24 protein-coding genes are annotated in these 24,313 nt (G+C 53.3%); all 24 read left to right on the forward strand.

The window, feature by feature from the left end; all coding sequences use genetic code 11:
* Positions 1-3 precede the first annotated feature (3 nt).
* The 24 genes from yabP (at position 4) to MKZ07_RS23965 (ending at position 24,299) form a co-directional block, all read left to right on the forward strand.
* The gene (gene yabP, locus MKZ07_RS23850; protein ID WP_036696429.1) at positions 4-288 is read left to right on the forward strand and encodes a sporulation protein YabP; all 285 of its coding nucleotides are present in this window, start codon (positions 4-6) and stop codon (positions 286-288) included.
* Positions 285-848 (forward strand): spore cortex biosynthesis protein YabQ, encoded by a 564-nt coding sequence (yabQ, locus tag MKZ07_RS23855; RefSeq protein ID WP_036696431.1) that lies wholly within the window; start codon positions 285-287, stop codon positions 846-848. The genes yabP and yabQ overlap by 4 nt, the downstream gene beginning before the upstream one ends.
* A gap of 30 nt (positions 849-878) precedes the next feature.
* The gene (locus MKZ07_RS23860) at positions 879-1,214 is read left to right on the forward strand and encodes an FtsB family cell division protein (RefSeq protein WP_036696434.1); all 336 of its coding nucleotides are present in this window, start codon (positions 879-881) and stop codon (positions 1,212-1,214) included.
* A 125-nt stretch (positions 1,215-1,339) separates the two neighbouring features.
* Positions 1,340-1,840: a S1 domain-containing RNA-binding protein gene (locus MKZ07_RS23865; protein ID WP_036696437.1), complete on the forward strand. Its 501-nt coding sequence runs from the start codon at positions 1,340-1,342 to the stop codon at positions 1,838-1,840.
* Positions 1,841-2,411: 571 nt separating this feature from the next.
* Positions 2,412-4,919 carry a stage II sporulation protein E gene (gene spoIIE / locus MKZ07_RS23870; RefSeq protein ID WP_036696440.1) on the forward strand — a complete coding sequence of 836 codons (2,508 nt, stop codon included), beginning with the start codon at positions 2,412-2,414 and terminating at the stop codon, positions 4,917-4,919.
* A 734-nt stretch (positions 4,920-5,653) separates the two neighbouring features.
* Complete coding sequence (locus MKZ07_RS23875; RefSeq protein ID WP_036696441.1) at positions 5,654-6,400, forward strand: hypothetical protein; 747 nt, start codon at positions 5,654-5,656, stop codon at positions 6,398-6,400.
* Complete coding sequence (locus tag MKZ07_RS23880; RefSeq protein ID WP_442792452.1) at positions 6,390-7,328, forward strand: serine/threonine protein kinase; 939 nt, start codon at positions 6,390-6,392, stop codon at positions 7,326-7,328. The genes MKZ07_RS23875 and MKZ07_RS23880 overlap by 11 nt, the downstream gene beginning before the upstream one ends.
* 90 nt (positions 7,329-7,418) lie before the next feature.
* A complete protein-coding gene (gene tilS, locus MKZ07_RS23885; protein WP_036696447.1) occupies positions 7,419-8,861 on the forward strand; it encodes a tRNA lysidine(34) synthetase TilS in 1,443 nt (480 codons plus the stop codon).
* 46 nt (positions 8,862-8,907) lie between these two features.
* A complete protein-coding gene (hpt, locus tag MKZ07_RS23890) occupies positions 8,908-9,447 on the forward strand; it encodes a hypoxanthine phosphoribosyltransferase (RefSeq protein ID WP_036696450.1) in 540 nt (179 codons plus the stop codon).
* 111 nt (positions 9,448-9,558) lie between these two features.
* Entirely contained in the window at positions 9,559-11,604 is a 2,046-nt protein-coding gene (gene ftsH / locus MKZ07_RS23895; protein WP_036696453.1) for an ATP-dependent zinc metalloprotease FtsH, read from the forward strand.
* 246 nt (positions 11,605-11,850) lie between these two features.
* A complete protein-coding gene (nadA, locus tag MKZ07_RS23900; protein ID WP_036696456.1) occupies positions 11,851-12,789 on the forward strand; it encodes a quinolinate synthase NadA in 939 nt (312 codons plus the stop codon).
* A 39-nt stretch (positions 12,790-12,828) separates the two neighbouring features.
* Positions 12,829-14,445 (forward strand): L-aspartate oxidase, encoded by a 1,617-nt coding sequence (gene nadB, locus MKZ07_RS23905; protein ID WP_036696459.1) that lies wholly within the window; start codon positions 12,829-12,831, stop codon positions 14,443-14,445.
* Positions 14,435-15,307, forward strand: coding sequence for a carboxylating nicotinate-nucleotide diphosphorylase (gene nadC, locus MKZ07_RS23910; protein WP_036696463.1), 873 nt, complete (start codon positions 14,435-14,437; stop codon positions 15,305-15,307). The genes nadB and nadC overlap by 11 nt, the downstream gene beginning before the upstream one ends.
* The gene (locus tag MKZ07_RS23915; RefSeq protein ID WP_036696465.1) at positions 15,307-16,074 is read left to right on the forward strand and encodes a type III pantothenate kinase; all 768 of its coding nucleotides are present in this window, start codon (positions 15,307-15,309) and stop codon (positions 16,072-16,074) included. The genes nadC and MKZ07_RS23915 overlap by 1 nt, the downstream gene beginning before the upstream one ends.
* A 51-nt stretch (positions 16,075-16,125) precedes the next feature.
* Positions 16,126-17,010 (forward strand): Hsp33 family molecular chaperone HslO, encoded by an 885-nt coding sequence (gene hslO, locus MKZ07_RS23920; protein ID WP_036696468.1) that lies wholly within the window; start codon positions 16,126-16,128, stop codon positions 17,008-17,010.
* A gap of 9 nt (positions 17,011-17,019) precedes the next feature.
* On the forward strand, positions 17,020-17,964 hold the full coding sequence (locus MKZ07_RS23925) for a peptidylprolyl isomerase (RefSeq protein ID WP_051493677.1): 945 nt from the start codon (positions 17,020-17,022) through the stop codon (positions 17,962-17,964).
* Between the two features lie 174 nt (positions 17,965-18,138).
* Positions 18,139-19,077 carry a cysteine synthase A gene (cysK, locus tag MKZ07_RS23930; RefSeq protein WP_036696469.1) on the forward strand — a complete coding sequence of 313 codons (939 nt, stop codon included), beginning with the start codon at positions 18,139-18,141 and terminating at the stop codon, positions 19,075-19,077.
* A 174-nt stretch (positions 19,078-19,251) separates the two neighbouring features.
* Positions 19,252-20,874, forward strand: a complete 1,623-nt coding sequence (locus tag MKZ07_RS23935) for an anthranilate synthase component I family protein (protein ID WP_036696472.1) — start codon at positions 19,252-19,254, stop codon at positions 20,872-20,874.
* Positions 20,871-21,452, forward strand: a complete 582-nt coding sequence (pabA, locus tag MKZ07_RS23940) for an aminodeoxychorismate/anthranilate synthase component II (protein ID WP_036696474.1) — start codon at positions 20,871-20,873, stop codon at positions 21,450-21,452. Before MKZ07_RS23935 ends, pabA begins: the two co-directional genes overlap by 4 nt.
* Complete coding sequence (locus MKZ07_RS23945) at positions 21,449-22,327, forward strand: aminotransferase class IV (RefSeq protein ID WP_341027842.1); 879 nt, start codon at positions 21,449-21,451, stop codon at positions 22,325-22,327. Before pabA ends, MKZ07_RS23945 begins: the two co-directional genes overlap by 4 nt.
* Positions 22,324-23,181 (forward strand): dihydropteroate synthase, encoded by an 858-nt coding sequence (folP, locus tag MKZ07_RS23950; protein WP_036696478.1) that lies wholly within the window; start codon positions 22,324-22,326, stop codon positions 23,179-23,181. The genes MKZ07_RS23945 and folP overlap by 4 nt, the downstream gene beginning before the upstream one ends.
* 33 nt (positions 23,182-23,214) lie before the next feature.
* Positions 23,215-23,577, forward strand: a complete 363-nt coding sequence (gene folB, locus MKZ07_RS23955; RefSeq protein WP_036696480.1) for a dihydroneopterin aldolase — start codon at positions 23,215-23,217, stop codon at positions 23,575-23,577.
* Positions 23,578-23,586: 9 nt separating this feature from the next.
* Positions 23,587-24,138: a 2-amino-4-hydroxy-6-hydroxymethyldihydropteridine diphosphokinase gene (gene folK / locus MKZ07_RS23960; protein ID WP_076161674.1), complete on the forward strand. Its 552-nt coding sequence runs from the start codon at positions 23,587-23,589 to the stop codon at positions 24,136-24,138.
* Complete coding sequence (locus MKZ07_RS23965; protein WP_036696484.1) at positions 24,090-24,299, forward strand: helix-turn-helix domain-containing protein; 210 nt, start codon at positions 24,090-24,092, stop codon at positions 24,297-24,299. The genes folK and MKZ07_RS23965 overlap by 49 nt, the downstream gene beginning before the upstream one ends.
* Positions 24,300-24,313: the final 14 nt, after the last annotated feature.

Raw genomic sequence — 24,313 nt, forward strand, 5'->3', positions numbered from 1 at the left:
GCTATGATCGAGCCAGCCAAAGTGAGCAAACAGCATGATCTGCACATGCGCAGCCGCAAGCAGATTGAGCTTACCGGTGTGCAGAATGTGGAGAGCTTTGATAGCGAAGAGTTTCTGCTGAGTACAGAACTCGGCCAACTGACTATACGGGGTACTCATTTACATATCAAGAATCTAAGTCTGGAGAATGGAATGCTGTCCCTTGAAGGCAATGTTCATTCCCTGATTTATCTGGACCCCGGGACGCAAGGCAAAAATAAAGGGATTCTCCGCAAGCTGTTTAAATGAATCCCTCCGTACAATGGATCACCCTGCTATATATGATTCTGGCCGGCATTGCCATGGGACTGGCCTATGACAGCTACCGGGTGCTGTCGCAGAAGCTGAGGTTTCCCCGTTGGCTGAATGCGCTGCTGGATCTGCTGTACTGGATAGGGGCGGCCCTACTGGTCTTTCGCATGCTTTATGCCGGAAACCAGGGACAATTGAGGTTTTATGTCGTTCTTGGCCTCTTTCTAGGTGTATGGATCTATTTTTTGATCTTCAGTATTACGGTGCAGCGTTTTGTGGTAAGGTTAATTCAGTCGGTTCAGTATGTATGCAGGATGTTATGGCGTTTCGTTACCATAGTCATCGGAGGTCCGATTCTCTGGCTGTGGCGCCTGGTTAAGGGAACAGTGCTGCTGCTCGGCCGGGTCCTTCTTTATATTTGTAAGCTGCTGCTGCGTCTAACCAAGCCAATCTGGGTACTTCCTGTAAGGTGGGCCTCTCCGTATACATCCCGGTTCGTTCATAGCGCCCGGATCGTGAGAATCACCGAGTGGATATCAGGGTGGCGGAAGCGCTGACCTTGAACCCTGGAACTGGAGGTAAGCTGAATGAACAGATTCTCTGCGGAAGAGAAGAATACGAACCACAATGCTTCGGCCGCAGGCGCGAAGAGAAGAAAGTTTATATGGATTCTTGTGATGGCTGTTTTCTTCGGCTGGGCCGGATACACTTTCTTTGCCCAGAGCGCAGCAATCGCCGACAAGAGTGAACAGCTCGCCCGTAAGACAGAGAACAGTGAGAGTGTAACAGCTACGCTGAATCAATTGAAATATGAGGTCTCGCGGCTGAATGACGATGAGTATATCGGACAATTAGCGCGTAAATGGTACAATATGTATCCTGCAGGGGAATCACCTATCCGTACCGAGCAATCCGGGCAATAAAAGCAGGCGAAAAGAGGCTTACGCTGTGTTGCCTTGCTTTGCTCTTTACTGTATAATCAAATCACCGCAGACAGGATGGACATTATATTCGTCTGTATATTTTTAAGGGAGGATCATTTTATTCTATGGCAATTGAAGTGGGCACCAAGTTAGAGGGCAAGGTGACAGGCATCACGCATTTCGGAGCATTTGTGGATCTGTCAGGAGGTGTCACAGGTCTCGTTCACATCTCGGAGATCGCCGATAACTACGTCAAGGATGTTAACGATCATTTGAAGATTGCGGATGTAGTAACCGTTAAGGTGATCAATGTTGACAAGGACGGCAAGATCGGACTTTCCATTAAGCAAGCCGTTGATAAGCCGGCATCGGAAGTACGTCCCCCCAGAGCTCCAAGACCTGAACGTCCAAGCGGTGGAGACCGTTTCGGCGGTGGTGGCGGCAGTGGTGGAGGCGGCGGTGGATTCAATCGTGAACGGGGTGGGCGTCCATTCAAGCCTGCAGCCGGTAAACCTTCATTCGAGGATAAAATGTCACGCTTCCTGAAAGACAGCGAAGAACGGATATCTTCGATCAAGAAGAACACAGAAGGAAAGCGCGGCGGCCGTGGAGCCAAGCGCGTATAATCTGAGTCTTGCACATCATAAATAAACCGCTGGGGCGCTTACGCCCTTCGCGGTTTTTTTGTGTTTGTGCCCGCGGGCCGAATGTAGGCGAAAAACCGACTACAATCGGCAACGTGGAGGCGTACGGACCAAATGTAATCGGAAAACCGACTACAATCGGCAACGTGGAGGTGTATTGACCAAATGTAATCGGAAAACCGATTACAATTTGCTCGCAACGCAGAGTATGAGCAGCCCAGCGCGCCCCAGCTCTATACCGCGCGCCCCAGCTTCCGGCTATTTTTGTCGGTACCCGGCAAATTGCCGACAGCATCCATGCCATTCTCACATAACTCTAGGGCAATCGCTGACGAATGTCCGCGCGGGCATTACCTGCAACCGGCAGTGCGACTGCGGCAGTCCGCAGCCAATCTTTTACCCCGTACGGGATTGGGAGGCTTTTCCGCAGAATGTCGGGACAGGCTTTTTTGTCGGAAATTTTTTACAGATTGCTCTCCGTTTCTGACAAACTTTCTTAAGACCCCCGCTATATAATGAGAACCATAAAATTCATAAACGGGTGGTGCAGGGAATGAGTAAAAGCAATGTGGTGAATTTGCCGGAGTGGACAAGAGCAGGAAGCAAAGACAAAAATCAGAAAGAAGCCTTAGGTACACGCCTTACGGCGTGGGGCACCAAGCTGCCGGTTGTCCAGTTCATCGCGGTCAAGAAGTGGGTGCTGCTGCTTAGCCTAATGGGCTTTTTGCTGGGACGGGCTATGATCCTGGATGAGCTTACCCCGTTTGCTGCTGCTTATTTCGCCGTCATTGTATTTATGCGCAGGGATTCCATGCTGCCTGTGGCCGTAGCCATCGTGCTCGGCAGTCTCTTCACACCGTTTCCGGGTGCCATCGTGGTTGCTGCGGAGCTGATTATTTTTTACCTGATCTATAAAGGGCTGGAGAATTTCCAGCGGGTGGATCTGTCTTATGCCCCGCTGATGGTGTTCGTGGCTACTTTTATGGTGGGATTGTTCCAGGTCGTCATCGGTCCTTCGCTCACATGGTATCCGCTGATGATGGCAGCCATTGATGCCATACTTGGGTTCGTGCTGACGCTTGTATTCCTGCAGGCGCTTCCTGTATTCACCTATAAGCAGAAAAGCAGGGCACTCCGCAATGAGGAGGTACTCTGTCTGATCATCCTGCTGGCTTCCGTCATGACCGGCCTTGTTGGCTGGACCATTAACGGTCTATCGCTGGAGCATGTGTTATCAAGGTTTCTGATTCTGATCTTTGCCCTGGCCGGAGGCGCGCCGCTTGGTGCTGCGGTTGGCGTAGTGACCGGGCTGATTCTCAGTCTGGCCGATATCGGAGCCATCTATCAAATGAGCCTGCTGGCTTTTGCTGGGATGTTGGCAGGCATGATGCAGTCCGGACGCAAAGGGGCGGTCTCGATCGGGATGCTGCTGGGATCAACGATCCTATCCGTCTATTTCATGGGACCGGGCGATGTCATGAATTCTACTTGGGAGACCTGCGCAGCCATAGTGCTGTTTCTTCTAACACCTAAGGGGATGATTACTGCCATTGCCAAATATGTACCAGGCACGGCCGATCACAGCCGTACCCAGCATGAATATGCCCGGAGGGTCCGGGATATTACAGCAGACCGGGTGACCCAGTTCTCACAGGTATTCCAGCAGCTCTCCAGCAGTTTCGGGCAGATTCCCCGGGCCGCAGAGGCGGGCAAAAGCGACCGTGAGATGGAGGACTTTATGAATACGGTAACAGAAGGAGCCTGCGCCGGGTGCATCCGGCGGACCCACTGCTGGGATGCCAAGTTCTATCAGACCTACAGGTATATGACGGACATGATGACCACGGTCGAGGAGTGCCCGGACATTACCGCTGCCCAGCTGCCGCCGGAGTGGAGCCGGATCTGCGGCAGGACGGGGGAGGTTCTTGAGGTGATGAAGGGCCAATATGAGCTATACCAGCATGATATGCGCTGGAAGCGGCAAATATACGACAGCCGCCAATTTGTGGCCGAGCAATTATCCGGCGTCTCGCAGGTCATGGAGGACCTGGCGAAAGAGATTAAGCGGGAAGGGCAGGCGATGTACCGGCAGGAGAGCCAGATCCGGGAGGCGCTGGAGAAGCTGGGCCTCTCCATTCACAGCATTGAGATCCTGAGTCTCGATCCCGGCCGTGTGGAGATTGAGGTTGTACATGCCTACACCCGGGGCTTCGATGAATGCCGCAAAATGATCGCTCCGCTGCTCTCGGATATTCTGGAGGAGAATATCGCAGTGGTCAGTGAGACTGCCATCCATCCACGCGAGGGTCTGTCGATGGTGACCTTTGGCTCGGCCAAGGCTTATGAGATAAGCTCCGGCGTAGCTGCCGCCGCCATGGGAGGCGATATGCTGTCGGGGGACAGCTTCAGCACGGTGGAGCTGGGTAACGGTACCTTTGCCGTCTCTATCAGTGACGGAATGGGCAACGGGGAGCGGGCCCGGATGGAGAGCAGCGCTGCGTTATCCATGCTGGAGAAGCTGCTGCAATCGGGAATGGATGAGAAGCTGGCGGTGAAATCCGTCAACTCTATTCTGCTGCTGCGCTCCCCAGATGAATTCTATGCGACAGTAGATATGGCGCTGATCGACCAGTATTCTGCACAGACCATCTTCATGAAGATTGCTTCTGCTCCGAGCTTCATCCGGCGGGGCAGCGAGGTGATTCCCGTGACGGCCAGCAATCTGCCGATCGGCATCATCAAAGACATCGAGGTGGATCTGGTCACCATGCAGCTTCGTCCCGGCGATATCCTGATTATGATGACCGATGGTATTTATGATGCGCCCGGATATGCCGTTAATAAGGAGATATGGATGAAGCGTCTGATTCAGGAACTGGAGGGCGATGACCCGCAGGATATGGCGGACGAGCTGCTGGATAAGGTAATCCGCTATCAGGGGAATGAGGTCCATGATGATATGACCATCGTGGTCAGCCGTGTGGATCATTACCATCCGGAATGGTCCAGCCTGCATATGCCTGGCGTCGGCCGGATGGAGCGCCCGCGTACGGTTAGCTAACCAGCTAGCCATTGACCTGACAACTAATTAGTCTATTGAGTGAGTAAGCTGGAAATGTTGCACATAATGCAGCTTGACGCTGAAGATACCCCGGTACTTTAGTGGATTGTTGCATAAATTGCAATATTCTTTCGGCTAATTGACTTACGGGGGGAGGAATCCTGCCTTTTGTGCAACATATTCCTTACCAGGAGGGATTATTGAGAGGAATGTTGCATTTTAGGCAGGATTATTGGATTCGGAGCTGGAGAAAGAGTAGGAGGCTGTAGGCAGAGTAGGGGACTGGTGTAAGTGCATGAAGCATGAGTAACAATATGAGTTAGAGTAACAGTAACATTCAAGGGCCGAGTGCACAGTCAGTGCTGAAAGGCGGGTGTCTTTAAATTATTCGGCGGGTGCATTCCAGCCACTCGCCAGCCCTTGCTCCGCTCCGTTTCAACCGCTGCTGGTTAGGGGGTTGAAGGGTAGGGTTTGAATAACATAGTAAAATAAACGGAACGGAGAGAATTTTGGAGCCGCAGAAGCGTCAGCGTTCGCCTTTGTCTTCCGATTTCAACCGCCAGCCGCGGTACTATAATCAAGAAATCGGAAGACAACAGCGATCGGAGGCCCAAAAGTCTCGCAGAGACTCATTTTTACGTAGTATTTTCAAATCAACTTCCAGTGTCCAGCGGCGTTTGAAATCTCTCTACCTTGGCAATGCTAGTAACTAGACAAGGAAGGGAGGAACGGTCATGAAGCAAATTCTGCTGATCACGGACGGTTGTTCAAATGTGGGGGAGAGTCCGGTGCTGGCGGCTGCACACGCCCGTCAGGAGGGCATCACGGTCAATGTTGTGGGGGTTGTGGATTATGGAACCATCGGTGAGCTGGGCAGCCGTGAGATTGCCGATATTGCCAAGGCAGGGGGCGGTATCAGCCGGATCGTGGGAACCCCGCAGCTGGCCCAGACCATTCAGATGATGACACGCAAGACGGTGGTTCAAACCATTCAGCAGGCGGTTAATAAAGAGGTGCAAAAAATTCTCGGCGACGGCTCGCTGGCGGAGCTGCCTCCGCAGCAGCGTTCGCAGGTGGTTACCGTGGTCGATGAGCTGACCGAGATATCGCCGCTGCGCATAGCGCTGTTAATTGACGCAAGCGCGAGCATGAAGCCGAAGCTTGGCGCGGTAGAGGACGCCATCCGTGATCTGGCGCTTAGTCTGGAGGCCCGGGAAGGGCGCAGCGAGATTGCCGTGTTCCATTTTCCCGGCCGCTCAGGCAGTGAGGATGCCATGCTGGATATCGACTGGACCCGGAATGTGTCCGAGGTCCGCTCCCTCTTTTCCAGACTGAAGATGCGGGGGGCAACGCCGACCGGACCGGCTATTTTCAAGGTGCTGGAACATTATCGTTATGATAAACTGGAGGAACATCGTAATTATCTTCCAGGGGAAGATGACGGGGCAAGAGAAGGGATGATTGATGGGTATGTCGTCTAATCCATCCTATCCGGCAGGCACAGTGATTACCGGCAAATGGCGGGGGAACCGTTATGTCGTGGAACGTGTGCTGGGGAAAGGGGCAAACGGAACCGTATATCTGGTGCAGCGGGAAGGCCGACGGGAGCGGTATGCGCTTAAGATCGGATACGATACGCTGGAGCTGCAGTCTGAGATTAACGTGCTGACCTCCCTGCAGTCCTGCCGCAAACGCAGAGAGCACCGGGCACGCAAGGAATCGCCGCTATCCTCCTACCTGCTGGAATCGGATGATTTCAAGGATCGGGACCAGGCGCCCTTTTATGTGATGCGCTATGTGGAAGGAAGGCCGCTGCATCATTTCCTGTCCAGGAATGGTGCCTCCTGGCTGGGGCTTGTCGGAATGACGATTCTGGAGAAGCTGCAGACGCTACATGAGTGCGGCTTCGTATTCGGAGACCTGAAGCCGGAGAATGTCATGGTATCCAGCTACGGGGAAGCCGAGCTGATTGATTACGGAGGGGCAAGTCCCATCGGACGCAGCGTGAAGCAGTTCACCGAATGGCATGACCGCGGATTCTGGAATGCCGGCAGCCGGACAGGTGACCAGAGCTATGACCTGTTTGCTTTTGCCGTCCTGTGCCTGCGTCTCCTTAATGAAGAAGGGCTGAAGTCTGCCGCCCAGCAGCTGCCGCAGACAAGGAGCGTAGAGGAGCTGATGAAGCTGGCCCGGGAGCTGCCGGACAAGAAACTGTCCTCCTGGCTATGCCTCGCGCTCAAAGGCGGTTTCCCCGGTTCTGCGCAGGCTGCGGAGATCTGGAGAAGCCACATCTACAGAGGACGGAAGACCGGACATGAGACGATGGCGACCCCGCGCTGGCTCAAAAATGCGTTCGCGCTGTCTTTATTTCTGCTGGCATTCACGCTATACTGGGTTTTCCGTTTCTGATAATTAATTGTATGCTGTAATCGTACATAATCACCAAGATGCTGACCGCCGGATCAGGCCGTGTTAGGGATGGCAGGAAAGGAAGCCCCTATGGAGCACAGGAAGGAACTGGTGGAATCCGTAATGGAGGCTGCGGTTGAATATGAGCTGTGGGCGCCTCATGACACCATTGTAGTCGCAGTTTCCGGAGGGCCGGACTCTGTGGCTCTTTTGCGTATTCTGCATGAGATCTCCCAGACCCGGATGCCGCTGACGCTGATATGCGCCCATGTCAATCACGGTTTCAGAGCCGAATCGGCAGAGGAAGCAGAGCTGGTCCGGACCCTCGCGGCAGAGCTGGGCGTTCCCTTCGAGCTGGGCGAATTCGATATTCCATCCATCATTAAGGAGAGCGGGCTTGGCCCGGAAGGCGCTGCACGGGAGAAGCGTTACCAGTTCCTGATCGCAACCGCACACCGTTATCAGGCGCGATCGGTGGCGCTGGCCCATCATGCAGACGATCAGGCCGAGACGGTGCTTATGCGGCTGCTGCGGGGGAGCGGGCCTTCGGGCCTTGCCGGCATGCGCTGGAAACGGACTGAAAAAAAGGTGGAACTCATCCGCCCCTTCCTGCGTATTAACAAAACGGCTCTTGTCGGCTTTTGCCGGGAGGAGGGCCTGGCCTATGCGGAGGATGCGACAAACCTTCTGACGCAGTACAAGCGGAATGCAGTTAGGCTGGAGCTGTTGCCTGTGTTGGAGCAGCATAATCCGAGAGTGAGACAATCGCTTCTGCAGCTGGCTGAAATTGCCTCGGCGGAAGATGAATATATGGAGGCGAATGCGGCAAAATGCTTTGATGAGCTTGTTTTCACCGAGCATGGAAAATACACCTTGAAAAGAGCTGCCTTTGCGGCCATACCCTCCGCTTTACAACGGCGTTTGATTAAACTAATATTAAATTATCTGTCGGCGGATTCATCATTCATGGATTTTTCCAAGATTGAAGCAGTACGCCGGGGAACGCTGCAGGAATACCCTACCGTCTGGACGCTGGATATGGGTGGCGGTTATGTCTGCGTGCGGCAATATGATACCATTGTGTTCTCGTCCAAGCCCTTGACCCGGCAGGTAGGCTATACATACCGGCTGTCTTTGACTCATCCCCGGATTAAGCTTATGGAGATAGGAAAGGTTATGACGATGAGGGGGCTTGCGGGGGAAGTTTTTTCTGCACAGGAGGAGGATTACGGGAAGAACTCGGCTTGGTTTGACTGGGATGATCTTGTCCTGCCGCTCACCATTCGTTCCCGGTTGCCTGGAGATACCATAAGGGTTATGGGATTAAACGGAAGCAAAAAGGTAAAAGATATTTACATTGATGATAAAATACCTTCTTCCGAACGGCCTGCAATTCCCCTCGTATGTGATGCACTCGGCAATATCGTCTGGATTCCGGGCGTAAGGCGCTCGGTGCATGCCGCAGTTGGGCGGCACACGGCCTCGGTTCTGCTCCTGACCCTGGAAGACCTGGAACAGGGCGAAGAATCGTAATGGCCGAAGTAAGTCTTTCATAAGTATATCTTAGGAGGTTCGCAAGTTGCAGAATGATATTCAGGAAATCTTGATCAGCGAAGAAGAAATTCAACAAAGAATCAGGGAGCTTGGCGCCCAGCTGAGCAAGGAATATGCAGACCGCACACCTTTAGTGATTTGTGTACTCAAAGGTGCGTTTATTTTTATGGCGGATCTGGTTAAAGTGATTACAGTACCCGTTGAAATGGACTTCATGGCGGTATCCAGCTACGGCGGTACAACTAAATCATCCGGCGTAGTCAAAATCATCAAGGATTTGGACACATCGGTTGAAGGCCGTGATGTTCTGATTGTCGAGGACATTATCGACAGTGGCCTTACACTCAGCTATCTGATTGACATGCTGCAGGGGCGCAACGCTGCTTCTGTCAACGTAGTCACTCTGTTCGACAAGCCGTCAGGCCGTGCAGTGAATCTTGAAGCCCAGTATACCGGCTTTGTGATTCCTGATGCATTCCTCGTAGGCTATGGACTGGACTATGCCGAGCTGTACCGGAACCTCCCTTATGTCGGTGTACTGAAGCCTGAGATTTATACCAAATGAACTACCCGACAGCCTTAGATCTACGGATCACTTTTCTGGATTTCCTGACAATTTGAGGAGTCCGGTCAGGCTATGGTACAATAACTTGAGCGTTGCGAGAGGAGGTAGGGGATGAATCGGTTCATCCGGAATTCTGGTTTTTATTTGATTTTATTTTTAGTCGTGGTGGGCATAGTCCAGTTTGTAAGCAATGGAAATGAATCCGCCGATCTCCCTAGATATGACGAGTTGCGGCAGGAGATCTCGAACAATAATGTGAAGAGCATGACGGTTCAGTTTGAGGGGAATGCATTTCTGGTTACTGGCGAATATAGAGAGCTGCCACCCGAGGCTAAATCGAAGAATTTCTCCACTTATGTTCCTCCTACAGACCAGGCCCTTGATGAACTTGTGGCTGCAAGCGATAAGAACGGCGTAGAACTGAGCCAGAAAAAAATGGAAGGTGACAGCATCTGGCTGACATTCCTCTCTTCCATGATTCCACTGGTCATCATGTTCATCCTGTTCTTCTTCCTGTTCAATAATGCACAGGGCGGCGGCGGCAAGGTGATGAACTTCGGCAAGAGCAAGGCCCGGTTATATAATGAAGAGAAGAAGAAGATCAGCTTCGAGGATGTTGCAGGGGCTGATGAAGAGAAGCAAGAGCTGGTTGAGGTTGTTGAATTCCTTAAGGACCCCCGCAAATTCGCAGCGGTGGGTGCCCGGATTCCGAAGGGGGTACTCCTTGTAGGTCCTCCGGGAACAGGTAAAACCTTGCTGGCCCGTGCAGTTGCAGGGGAAGCAGGCGTTCCGTTCTTCAGCATCTCCGGTTCCGACTTCGTGGAAATGTTCGTCGGTGTCGGCGCATCCCGCGTACGTGACTTGTTCGAGAACGCGAAGAAGAACGCACCTTGTATTATCTTTATTGATGAGATCGATGCTGTGGGACGTCAGCGCGGCGCAGGACTTGGCGGCGGACATGACGAACGTGAACAGACCCTTAACCAATTGCTCGTTGAAATGGACGGCTTTGGCGGCAACGAAGGCATTATCATTGTCGCGGCTACCAACCGCGCAGATATTCTTGACCCGGCGCTGCTCCGTCCGGGCCGTTTCGACCGTCAGATTACGGTTGACCGTCCAGATGTGAAGGGCCGTGAAGCTGTACTGAAGGTTCACTCCCGCAACAAACCGCTGACTAAGGATGTAAGACTTGACGTTATCGCCAAGCGTACTACCGGCTTCACTGGTGCGGATTTGGAGAACCTGCTGAACGAAGCGGCATTGCTTGCTGCACGCCGTAACCGCAAGGACATTACGATGCGTGAAGTGGATGAAGCGATTGACCGTGTCATCGTCGGTACCGAGAAGCGCAGCCGCGTCATCAGTGACCGCGAGAAACGGATTGTCGCTTATCACGAAGCAGGCCATACCATTGCCGGCTACTTCCTTGAGCATGCTGATGTGGTTCACAAGGTTACGATTATCCCGCGTGGCCGTGCCGGCGGATATGTCATTATGCTTCCTAAGGAAGACCGGATGATCGTTACCAAGCAGGAACTCTTGGATAAGGTTACCGGATTGCTTGGAGGACGTGTTGCTGAAGAATTATTCATTGGTGAAATCGGCACAGGCGCTTATAGTGACTTCCAGCAGGCTACGCGCATTGTGCGTGCGATGATTATGGAATATGGGATGAGTGATAAGCTCGGGCCCTTGCAGTTCGGCGCAACCCAAGGCCAAGTCTTCCTGGGCCGGGATATCGGACATGAACAGAATTACAGCGATTCCATCGCTTATGAGATTGATCAGGAAATGCAGAACCTTATCCGCAGCAGCTATGAGCGCTGCAGAGATCTGCTGACTAAGCATTCCAAAGAAATGCACCTGATTGCCAACACCCTGCTTGAGAAGGAAACGCTGGAACTTGATCAGATCGCAGAACTGATTGAGAAAGGCTACCTGAGTGAGGATGGTAAGCCAGAAGAAGGCGATGCTATTACCAATGAAGCGGGCGAGCCGATTATTGATTCCATCGGTGATGTGCGTGTCCGGATTCAAGGTAAGAATGACGAAGAGTCCCCATTAGACCTGTCTAAGGATATTCCGAACAAGCCGGACCCTGAAGAGGGCAACGGACCGGATGACGGGAATAAGGGTGGCGGAAGCCTAATCTAAGCTGTACCGTAGGAAATTGTGTAATCTAGTCCGGAGAACCACTGGTTCTCCGGGCTTTTCTTTTACAATATAAGAATGTATAGGTTTCACATGGTAACTTGTCCTCCGGTTTCGCTCTGAAACAGAGCACCCGCTTGGATTGACAGGGGGTGGAACGTTGTGTACATTAGTGAATAAATATTAAATTTATCATTTATAAGAAATGTATTGGCGGCAAGCCATGAAGACATAAGGGGGAGACTGACCGTGGAAGCTCTGGCGCTTGAGCGCAAGCAGGAACAGAATCGTGAACTTCGTGTGCGCCTCGAACAGCTTAAGAAGGAACGGAATGCTATTATTCTGGCTCATTATTATCAGCGTGATGAAATTCAGGAAGTCGCCGATTTCCGGGGAGACTCTTTTTTGCTGGCCCAGAAGGCAGCGGAGACAGAGGCAGATGTAATCGTATTCTGCGGCGTTCATTTCATGGGGGAAAGTGCCAAGATTCTGGCGCCGAACAAGACGGTCCTGATTCCTGACGAACGTGCGGGTTGCCCGATGGCTGACATGGTCAATGTGGATGGGCTGCGGAAACTGAAGGCGCAGCATCCGGGTGCGAAGGTAGTAACCTATATCAATTCCTCGGCAGAGATTAAGGCGGAGACAGATATTTGCTGCACCTCAGCGAATGCGGTGAAGGTGATCGAATCGCTTGATGCCGAAGAAATCATCTGGGTACCCGACAAGAATCTGGGTCAATATGTGCAGGATCAGACCGGTAAGAAGCTGATTATCTGGGAGGGCTATTGCAATACTCATGACATGCTTACCGTCAAAGATGTGATGGAGATGAGAGCCAAATACCCGGAAGCTGAATTTGTTGTACATCCCGAATGCCGCCCGGAAGTCGTGGCAATGGGGGATTATGTAGGCAGCACTACCTCAATTCTGGAATATTGCCGGAAATCGGACCGCCGGCAGTTTATTGTAGGTACTGAGGATGGAACCGGGTATCAGCTGCGGTTGGACAGCCCGGATAAGGAGTTTCATTTTGCCACCAAATTCCTGGTGTGTCCTAATATGAAGGTTAATAATTTGAAGAAGCTGGTCAAATGCCTGGAGACGATGAAGCCGCAGATCTATGTACCGCCTGCAGTCGCCGACAAAGCCAGAACATCCCTAGAGCGCATGCTACAAGTCCGGTAGCATGCGCTACTCTTTCGTTGAAACAGGTGAAAAGCGGTCATGATTCCACAATATTTGGTTGATTTTGATCTTCAGGGACTTCCTGTAGTTAAGACAGACTGCCTTGTCATTGGTTCCGGTATTGCCGGGTTATTCACAGCAATCAAGGCCAGCGAAGACCGGAAGGTTATTATGCTTACGAAGAAGACCGTAATGGAGAGCAACACACGGTATGCCCAGGGCGGAATTGCAGCCGTCATTTCGGAGGACGATTCGCCGGCGTATCACCGTCAGGATACCCTGATGGCCGGCGCGGGATTGAACTCCTCTGCGGCTGTCGATGTGCTGGTCAATGAAGGACCCGAAGGCGTACGCGAGCTGATCCGGCTTGGCACTATTTTCGATAAGGAGAATGGTGTACTAGCCTTAACCCAGGAGGGGGCGCATAGCCACCGCCGTATTTTACATGCAAATGGGGATGCTACTGGATATGAGATTGTCCGCGCACTCGCTGAACAGGCTGCCCGGCATCAGAATATTGAGACCTGGGATGACCATTATGTCATTGACCTGATTACGGAGGGCGGAGAGTGTCTGGGAGCGCTTGTACAGCGGCCTGATGGAGGGCGGTTATTCCTGCAGGCAGATGCAACAATCCTGTGCTCCGGTGGAGCAGGGCAGCTATACCGTTACACGACCAATCCTGAGGTGGCTACCGGAGATGGGGTAGCTATTGCCTACCGTGCCGGTGCCCATATCCGGGATATGGAGTTCATTCAGTTTCACCCGACTGCACTCAGCTATCCTGGTGCTCCGCGCTTCCTGATCTCGGAGGCTGTGCGGGGAGAAGGTGCTGTGCTGCGGAACATTAAAGGTGAGCGGTTCATGGAACGTTATCATGAGCTGCAGGAGCTGGCCCCGCGGGATATTGTTGCCCGTGCCATTGTAAGCGAGATGGAATTGACCAAATCAACCTTTGTCTATCTGGATATTACACATGAACCGGCGGATATGGTTAAACGCCGCTTCCCGACCATTTATGCGACCTGCATGAGCTACGGGCTGGATATTACAAGTGACTGGATTCCGGTGGCTCCTGCTGCGCATTATATGATGGGGGGCGTGAAGACCGACCTGAGTGGAGAGAGCACAGTTGCCCGCCTGTTTGCCTGTGGTGAGGTATCATCTACTGGTGTGCAGGGAGCTAACCGGCTGGCCAGCAACTCCTTGTCGGAAGCCGTTGTGTTCGGCCGCCGGATTATTGAACGCATCCGCCAGCTTCCGCCGCTTGACCGGGATAACCTGCCCTCAGCCTATCATCAGGCAAGGGTGGAAGCTCCTGCACAGGCGATTGTAGAACGGCGGCTCAAGCTGCAAAAGGCTATGGTACGGTACGCCGGACTGAGGCGGAACCGGGAAATGCTGAATAAAGGCTTGGATGAGATAAAGCGCCAGCTGCCGATTTTTAAGACCAAACTGACAACACGGGAAGAATACGAGTTCGCCAATATGCTTACATGCTGTCTGCTGATCACCGAATCGGCCCTGGCACGGGAGGAGAGCCGCGGTGCGCATTATCGTGAGGATTATCCACTGCGCAGTGACGCACAGTGGCAGAAGCATCTGCTCCAGATTCGCGAACTTGGAATAGTGGAGGAATTAAGTGATGATGTTTAACGGATATAATGAAGACCTGCTTAAGGCTATTAAGGGCTGGCTGCAGGAAGATGTCGGCTCGGGGGATATTACCACCCGTACAACCATACCCGCAGGGCATGAGTCCAAGGGAATTATCCATGCTAAGGAGGACGGGATTATTTGTGGAATCCCCGTGGCCGAGCTGGTGTTCGAGGTCGTTGATCCTGGGCTTGTATTCACGGCGCTGGTCCAGGAAGGGCAGGCTGTCTCCAAGGGCACTGTGCTTGCTGAAGTAGAAGGCAGCACCCATGCCATCCTGACCGGTGAACGGCTTGCTCTCAACTTGATGCAGCGGTTATCCGGTGTGGCCTCACGAACGGCTTCCTTTGTAGAGAAGCTTCAAGGACTGCCGACCCGCCTGGTGGATACCCGCAAGACCACACCAGGCCACCGGATGCTGGAGAAATATGCAGTCCGTATAGGCGGCGGAGCCAATCACCGTTACGGTCTGTATGATGCGGTAATGATTAAGGATAATCATATCAAGGGGGCCGGTGGCATCCGTCAGGCAGTAGGGCGTGCCCGTGCCAATATCCCGCACACCATGACCATTGAAGTAGAGACGGAGAGTCTGGAGCAGGTAGAGGAAGCGCTAGCGGCCGGAGCGGATATTATTATGCTCGATAACATGTCTCCTGAGCAGATGACTGAAGCCGTGAGAAGAATCCGGACCAAGGCGAAGCATGTCACCATTGAGGCATCGGGCAATGTATCTCTGGAGACGGTCCGGGGCATTGCTGAATCGGGTGTGGATGTGATTTCGGTAGGACGGCTAACGTATTCCTTCGCGAGTCTCGATATCAGTCTGGACCTGAACGCCAAGAAGGAGGGAACCCTCTGATGATACTTGTCGTTGATATCGGCAATACAAACATCGTACTGGGTGTCTACCGGGGCAGTGAGCTGCTGCACCATTTCCGGCTGAGCACTGCCCGCGGGTCCACTGTCGATGAATACGGTGTGATGATTCATAATCTGTTCAACATGTCGAATCTGTCGTTCAGGGATGTCGAGGGGGTCATCATCTCATCCGTTGTTCCGCCGCTCGTGCAGGTCATCGTGGAGATGTGTGTCAAATTCATTGGCAAGGACCCGCTGCTTGTGGGACCCGGTATCAAAACCGGGCTTAATCTGCGTTATGAGAACCCGCGCGAAGTGGGGGCGGACCGGATTGTGAACGCCGTTGCGGCGATTGAGCAGTATAAATGTCCGCTTGTCGTTGTTGATTTCGGTACGGCAACCACCTTCGACTGCATTGATGCCGGGGCCAACTATCTGGGCGGTGCTATCGTGCCGGGTCTGGGCATTTCCACGGAGGCCCTGTATCTGCGGGCATCCAAGCTGCCACGGATCGAGCTGGAGAAGCCCAAGAAGGTAATCGGACGCAATACTGTACATGCGATGCAGGCAGGGATAATTTTTGGCTATGCCGGTCAGGTTGAGGGTATCGTCAGACGCATCAAGCAGGAGATGAACGCTCCTGTTCTCAAGGTTATTGCCACCGGGGGGCTGGCCTCACTGATTGCCAGTGAGACAGAATGTATCGACGAGGTTAATCCGATGCTGACGCTTGAAGGATTGCGCATTATTTACAACCGTAACAAATAATCTTAAAGATGAACCTATACAGAACAGATAGATAGGAGGAGTATGCACCCAATGGATAATAAGAAGGACCGGCTGGTCCGGGGGACGGCTATGAACGGAAGAGTCAGAGCGTTCGCTGTCCGTACCACAGAGCTTGTCGATGAATTGCGGCGCAGACATGATACGTATCCGACGGCTACGGCAGCGCTTGGACGTACGGTTACGGCCGCAGCTATAATGGGGGCCATGCTCAAGGGGCAGGAGAAACTCGCGATTATGGTCAAAGGAAACGGTCCACTCGGGCAGATTACGGCTGAATCCAATGCCCTGGGAGAAGTTCGCGGCTATGTTAACAATCCTCATGTTCATCTGCCAAGCAACAGTATGGGCAAGCTGGATGTCGCAGGGGCGGTAGGAACGGAAGGCTTCATTGATGTCAGCAAGGATCTGGGGATGAAGGAGCCGTACCGCGGCAGTGTGCCTATCGTTTCGGGAGAGCTGGGTGAGGATTTCACTTATTATTTTGCTCTCTCGGAGCAAACGCCTGCTGCTGTAGGACTTGGAGTATTGGTGGAGACTGATAATTCGGTTAGAGTTGCTGGAGGCTTTATTATTCAGTTGCTGCCCGGCCTGACAGATGAGCAAATTACCGAGGTTGAGCAAGCGGTTGGAGCCATGCCTTCGGTTACGTCCGTGCTGGATCAGGGGCTTGAGCCTGAGGAAATGCTGCGGCTGCTGCTGCCGGATGCTGTGATCCTGGATGAGCTGGAGGTCCGCTTTGTATGTCAGTGCTCACGGGAACGGATTGAGCAGACTCTGGTCAGCCTGGGTGAGCACGAACTGGAACGGCTGATTGAAGAAGATGATACGGCAGAAGTCGTCTGCCATTATTGCAATGAGAGCTATGTATTTAACAAGGATGAACTGCAGGTAATCCTCGATCAAGCGAAGTCTTAGGGATATGAGATGGTGACAAGACAGGAGCGCGCGCTGCGCAATGCCGTTATATTACTTGCCGTGGCAACGCTGGTGCTGGGAGGGCTATTATTCTGGAGCCTGCGTGCCATGGCACTGCTGAAGGCAGAGACGGCTGAAGGAGAAGCCTCGGATGTCGCTGCTGCCGGAGGCCAGCCGGTCACGGAACAGGAATGGATAGAGGAGCTTCAGAAGAAGCACGGGGAAGAAGTGCTGCTGAATATGCTCAATCACATTGTGGTGGGTAAGGAAGCTGCAGCGCTGGGAATTACGGTCACGGATGAAGAGATTGAGCAGGAACTGTTGCGCGGTATCTCCGGTTATAGCTCAGAAGAGCAGTATTATCAGCAGATGGAGTCTGAGCTTGGACTATCCCGCCAGGAGCTGCGTGAGGAGACGGCATACCGGTTGACACTCCAGGCAATAGCTACGGCCGGAATTACGGTCAGTGAAGCGGAAATTGATGATTATCTGAAGCAAAATAGCGAGAGATTCATGCCCCGCAAGCAAATGCAGCTCTCTATCATCCAGACCTCCACCTATAACGAGGCCGGTACAGTGATGGACCGCCTGGAGCAGGGGGAGGATTTTGCAGAGCTGGCCCGGGAGGTCTCGATCGACAAGGAAAGCCGCCAGCACGGCGGCAGTATCGGAACGGTCGAGGAGAAGGACCCGTTCTGGCCTGAGGAGCTGCTGGAGACAGCAGCCGGGCTTGAGAAGGGGGATATCGCAGGACCGCTGCAGATTGACGGCGGGTATGCGGTGATCCGTCTGGAGAAGCTGATTGATCCTGTGAAGCCGGACCAGGAGGAGCTGCACCGGATGATCGGCCAGCAGCTGAGACTGGAGCAGGCAGCGCCCTTGCAGCAGGTGGAGCGTGAATTACGGGTCAAATACGATACAGCAATATATATTGACAACAGCCTGCAAGATTGATAATATGAAATTAAATATAAAACCTACTGATTTAGTCGGGAATATTAAGCGGTACAATTTCAACTGTTAGTTACCCAGGCATTGCGAACCGGGAGCTACGGTAATATATGCTGATAGCATCTGTCATAAGTTCCGCACCCTAATTCATTTATCATTCCAAGGAGGTTTTTACTCATGGCTAAAGTCGTCAACAGTGTAACAGATTTGATCGGTGGCACACCGCTCGTCCGCCTGAACCGGATTGTTCCGGAAGGTTCGGCAGAGATCTTCCTGAAGCTGGAATACCAGAATCCAGGCTCCAGTGTGAAAGACCGTATTGCCATCAGCATTGTAGAAGAGGCTGAGAAAGAAGGCAAGCTGAAGCCGGGTGGCACGATTGTAGAAGCAACCAGCGGTAATACAGGGATCGGCCTGGCGCTTGTGGCAGCTGCCAAAGGTTACAAGGCCATTATTGTTATGCCGGAAACGATGAGCCTTGAGCGCCGCAACCTGCTGCGTGCCTACGGCGCTGAGCTGGTATTGACTCCGGGATCGGAAGGAATGAACGGTGCGGTTAAGAAGGCTGAGCAGATTCTGAGCGAGAATCCGGATTATTTCCTTGCGGAGCAGTTCAAGAACAAGGCTAACGTGAAGATCCACCGCGAGACCACTGGACCGGAGATCGTTGAAGCGATTGAATCTGTCGGCGGCCCGCTGGATGCATTCATTGCCGGTGTCGGCACAGGCGGAACGATCAGCGGTGCGGGTGAAGTGTTGAAGAGTCAATATCCGGGCGTGAAGATCTATGCGGTAGAACCTGCAGCTTCACCGATTCTGGCTGGAGGCAAACCGGGCCCGCACAAGATTCAGGGTATCGGCGCTAACTTCGTGCCAGAAATTCTGAACCAGGATATCTATGATGAGATTATTCATGTTGAGAATGATGAAGCGTTCGAAACTGCCCGCCGCGTAGCCAAGGAAGAAGGCGTGCTGTCCGGCATTTCCTCCGGTGCGGCTGTGTTTGCTGCACTGAAGGTAGCGAAGGAACTGGGCGCAGGCAAGAAGATTGTTGTTATCATCCCAAGTAACGGCGAACGTTACCTGAGCACTCCGCTCTATAACTTTGAAGTATAATTGCTGAGAATTCAGCTCGTTAGAAGAGCCTGCCCTATCCGCTTTCACAGGGATAGCGCAGGCTCTTTTTGTGAAAATATAAGAATGAATATATTTCATGCGGCGTTTGGGCTTTTCAAAGTAACCCTATGTACAGTATACTGACAGGCAATAAACTATCGATGAGGCGGGAGAATGGTTGTGGAGATCTTAACGGCTTGGCAGGATTGGGAGCAGTGGGCAGAGGCAGATGAAGCCTGGAGCGTCTTGCCCCTGATCCTGAGGAAACGGCAGGACAATCAGGGCTTGCCCCGCAGCTGGAAGCAGGCCTGGGAACAGGCTTCCCCCTATTCGGTTGTCCTGGAGAGCGGCAAGGGCGGACGCTACACCTATCTGGGTCTAAGTCCTGTCTCCATCATTGAAGGCCGAGGAGCTGTTGCACAGAGCTATACTCCCGGAGCCAAGGCTTCAGGGCATATAGAGTCTGCCGTAACGGAAGGCCAACCGCTGCAAGTGCTGCAGGAATGGATGAGGGAATATACGTCTCCCCGCCTGCCGCTTGACGGTCTGCCGCCATTCACCGGAGGCTGTATCGGATTTCTTGGCTATGATGTGGCCCGTTCCCTGGAGAAGCTGCCGTCGCTTGCTAGGAACAACCCTGAATTTCCGGATTATCTGTTCATGAGACTGGAAGAAGTGTGGATCTACGATGAGCAGGAGCAGCAGCTCTACTGTGCAGTTCATATTCCTGTAACGGATACTTTATCCGGTAACCTGGACGGGCTAAGGAGTCTGTATGAGGCTGCTGTGCACCGTGCGGAGTGGATGCTGGAGCAGTGGAGCCTTCTCTACGCACCGGCAGGGCCGGAAGAAGCCGCCGCTGCAAGGTACGCCGGGCTTACCCGCAGGGTAGAGAGCGAGGCCGAGATTACCGGCGAGTGGCCCGGCATGAGCTCGGATTTCTCTGCTGCGCCTTTCCAGCAGGCTGTGCTGAAGGTCCAGGAATACATCCGCGCCGGGGATGTATTCCAGGTAAACCTCTCGCTGCGCCAGCAGGCGCAGCTCAAATCGACACCCGAGGACGTCTACGAATGGCTCCGTAGACTCAACCCGTCCCCGTACATGGGGCTGCTCCGCACGCCCGGCTTCGCGCTCTCCAGCGCATCGCCGGAGCTGCTCGTCAAGCTGCACGGGGACAAGGTCAGCGCCCGCCCCATTGCCGGCACCCGGCGGCGGGGCCATACTCCCGCGGAGGACGCCGCCATGGAGGCGGAACTGCGCGGGAGCGAGAAGGAGATCGCCGAGCATATTATGCTTGTCGATCTGGAGCGCAGCGACATCGGCCGTGTCGCTGCCTACGGAACGGTCAGCGTGCCGGAGCTGCTGACCGTAGAGCGATACTCGCATGTGATGCATCTCGTCTCGCAGGTCGAGGGAATCGTCGCACCCGGCAGGGATGCGTACGATGTCATTGCCGCCTTGTTCCCCGGCGGCACCATCACGGGCGCGCCCAAGGTGCGCACCATGGAGATCATCGAAGAGCTGGAGCCGGTCCGCCGGGGGCCATATACTGGATCAATGGGCTGGATTGACTATAACGGCAATATGGAATTAAATATAATCATACGTACGCTCGCAGTGAAGGACGGAATCGGCTACATTCAGACAGGTGCGGGAATTGTGATCGATTCGGACCCTTACCGTGAGTACCGGGAATGCCACAACAAAGCCAAAGCGGTAGTCAAAGCCATTCTCTGCAGTGAACGCGAGCAGGAAGAGCGGGCTGCCCTCGGCGCCGAAGGAGGAAGCGCATTATGATCTTGGTCATCGATAATTATGATTCCTTTACGTATAACCTGGTGCAGTATTTGGGTGAGCTGGGGGAAGAAGTTAAGGTAGCACGCAACGATGAGATCAGCATTGAGGAGATAGAAGCATTAGCCCCCGATCATATTCTGATCTCTCCGGGTCCCTGCACACCGAATGAGGCAGGCATCAGCCTTGCGCTGCTGCAGCATTTCAAAGGCATCATCCCCATATTCGGCGTATGTCTCGGACACCAGGCGATTGGACAGGCTTTTGGCGGTAATGTCATCCGTGCAGAACGTCTTATGCATGGCAAAACCTCGCCGATTCATCACAACGGCACCTCCGTATTTGAAGGGCTGGAGTCTCCATTCACAGCGACACGCTATCATTCACTGATCGTGGAACGCGAGAGTCTGCCGGATTGTCTGGAGATTACCGCCGAGACCGCTGAAGGCGAGATTATGGCCTTGCGGCATAAGGAATACCCGATTGAAGGGGTACAGTTCCATCCCGAGTCGATCATTACGAATCACGGGCATACCATACTGCGCAATTTCCTGAAACGGAGAGCCGGAGAACCGGCATGAAATATATAGGACTTAACAACAAAGCAGTCGACGCCAAAGACGCCGTGGTCTCCGCTCTGGATCACGGCTTTTTGTACGGCATGGGTCTGTTCGAGACCTTCCGCACCTATGGGGGGCAGCCCTTCCTGCTGGAGCGTCATCTGAGCAGAATGGCAGAGGGCTGCCGCCAGTTGGGCATTCCCTTCGAGCCGGATGTACGGGGGCTGCGGGAATGGATTCGGCTTGTAATGGACAAGAATGAGCTTAACGAGGCGTATATCCGCTACACCGTTACGGCCGGTGAGGATATTCTGGGTCTGCCATCCGTAGCCTATAAGCAGCCTAATCATCTGCTCTATATCAAAGCCCTTCCGGTTACACCAGCCAGCCTTTACACGGAAGGCAAAGAGCTACAGCTCCTGAACCACAGGCGCAATACCCCAGAGGGCCCGGTAAGACTCAAATCGCTGCACTATATGAACAACATTCTGGCAAAACGTGAATTGGCCGGATATCCGTCTGCAGAGCGAGGGGCCGAGGGGCTGATGCTGACCGCACAGGGAGAGCTCGCCGAAGGCATTGTGAGCAATATTTTTTTCATCTCCAATAAAAGGCTCTATACCCCCGATGTAGCCACCGGGATTCTTCCGGGAATTACCCGGGAAATGGTGCTTGAGCTGGCAGCGGCCAGCCTTCAGCCTGAACAGGGCTTGTACCGCTGGGAGCAGCTTGCGGCTGCGGATGAAATCTTCCTCACCAATTCTGTGCAGGAGATTGTACCAGTAAGCACCTTATGGAATGGAGACCGGCGGGTAACCATAGGCAGCGGGCGCTGTGGAGAGCAGACGGCTGCACTTATGAAGCTGTACAGAGAAAGGACGGATATGCTGATATGAAGCCGATGATCTATGAACGGACTTACCGCTGCGGAAGCAGTGAGCTGAAATTGGGCAAGCGTACGCTGATTATGGGGATACTCAATGTGACGCCGGACTCCTTTTCGGATGGGGGCCTGTGGACGGAGCGGGATAGAGCCGTAGAGCATGCGCTGCAAATGGCGGCAGAGGGGGCCGATATTATCGATATAGGCGGAGAATCCACGCGTCCGGGTCACCAGCCGGTGAGTGCTGAAGAGGAATTGGCCCGTGTACTTCCTGTCATTGAGCGCATCCATCAAGCCGCCCCGCATCTCTCCCTCTCTATAGATACCTACAAGGCGGAAGTCGCCCGTCAGGCGGTTCAGGCCGGTGCGCATATCATCAATGATGTATGGGGAGCCAAGGCCGATCCGCAGATGGCGGCGGTTGCTGCGCAGGCAGACTGTCCGATCATTCTGATGCATAACCGGCATGACCGTAATTATAACGATTTGATCAGCGATATGACGGATGACCTGAGCGAGAGCATTCACCTGGCGCTGGCAGCGGGAGTGAAGCCGGAGAATATTATTCTGGACCCCGGAATCGGCTTCGCCAAGGACTATACAGAGAATCTTCAGGTCATGACCGGTCTGAGCGCACTAACGAAGCTGGGATATCCGGTGCTGCTGGCCACTTCGCGCAAAAAATTCATCCGCACCGCCCTCGGTCTGCCCGCAGATGATGTTCTTGAGGGAACCGCGGCTACTGTCGCCTTCGGGATTGCGCAGGGCTGTCAGCTTGTTCGGGTTCATGATATTGCGGCGATGAAACGTACCGTAGAGATGTGTGACGCCATGTTATATGCAGGGACACCTGTGCTCTGCGTATAGACTATATTCTTCAAGAGAAGGCAGGTACCCTTAATGGATAAAATGAAGCTGCACCGCATGGAGTACTACGGTTACCACGGAGTGTTTGAAGAGGAACGGAAGCTCGGCCAGCGTTATTATATCGACCTTGAGCTGGAGCTTGATTTGCAGGGAGCAGGGCTCAGCGATGATCTGGAGCAGACCGTGAATTATGCTGAAGTTCATGTTGTAGTCAAAAAAATTGTCGAAACCCAGTCCTTCAAGCTGATTGAAGCTTTGGCGGAACATATTGCATCCGGGTTACTGGACACTTATACTGTTATCAATGCAGTAACGGTCCAGGTGACCAAGCCGCATCCTCCTTTTGATATTCATTTCCAGGGAGTCACTGTAGAATTGCGCCGGACGAGAAAGTGAGACAGACTGATGAACATACCTTCCACCTCTGAGGCATCAGAGGCTTATATTGCTTTAGGGGCTAACCTGGGTGACCGTCAAGGCACCTTGAGAGAAGCCCTGCACCGGCTGGAGCATCACGACAAGATTGAAGTAGTGCGCACCTCCCGGGTCTACGAGACGGAGCCTGTCGGTTATCTGGATCAGCCTCAGTTTCTTAACATGGCGGCTGTTCTGCGCACCACACTGGCACCCGAGGAGCTGCTTCATGTGATGCTGGACACAGAGAACCAGTTAGGCCGGGTCCGGGATGTGCGGTATGGACCGAGAACGGTAGATTTGGATTTGTTGTGGGTAGAGGGGCTGACCCTGGACACGCCGGATCTGACGCTGCCTCATCCGAGGATGCTGGAGCGGGCGTTTGTCCTTCTGCCGCTAAGCGATATCCTATCGCAGAACGAAGAGTCTTCCGGATTCCGCAGATTAATTACAACAGCGCTGCAAGACATAGACGGAAAGGCAGGAATTCGCCTGTGGACAACAAACGTATGGGAATGCGGGTCAGAGCGTTCCGGAAGCTGAAGGGCTACACGCAGCAGGAACTGGCGGATTCTGTCGGAATATCACTTGCTGTGCTTGGCGCAGTGGAGCGGGGCAACCGACGTTTGGAAGATCAAATTTTAAATAAAATTGCGGATTTTCTGGAAGTGACAGTAGAGGAATTGGCCCATCCGGCACCATAAGACTGGGCTGAACG

Origin of the sequence: Paenibacillus sp. FSL P4-0338 (assembly GCF_038002365.1) — a bacterium.
In the GTDB taxonomy this organism is placed as follows: domain Bacteria; phylum Bacillota; class Bacilli; order Paenibacillales; family Paenibacillaceae; genus Paenibacillus_AQ.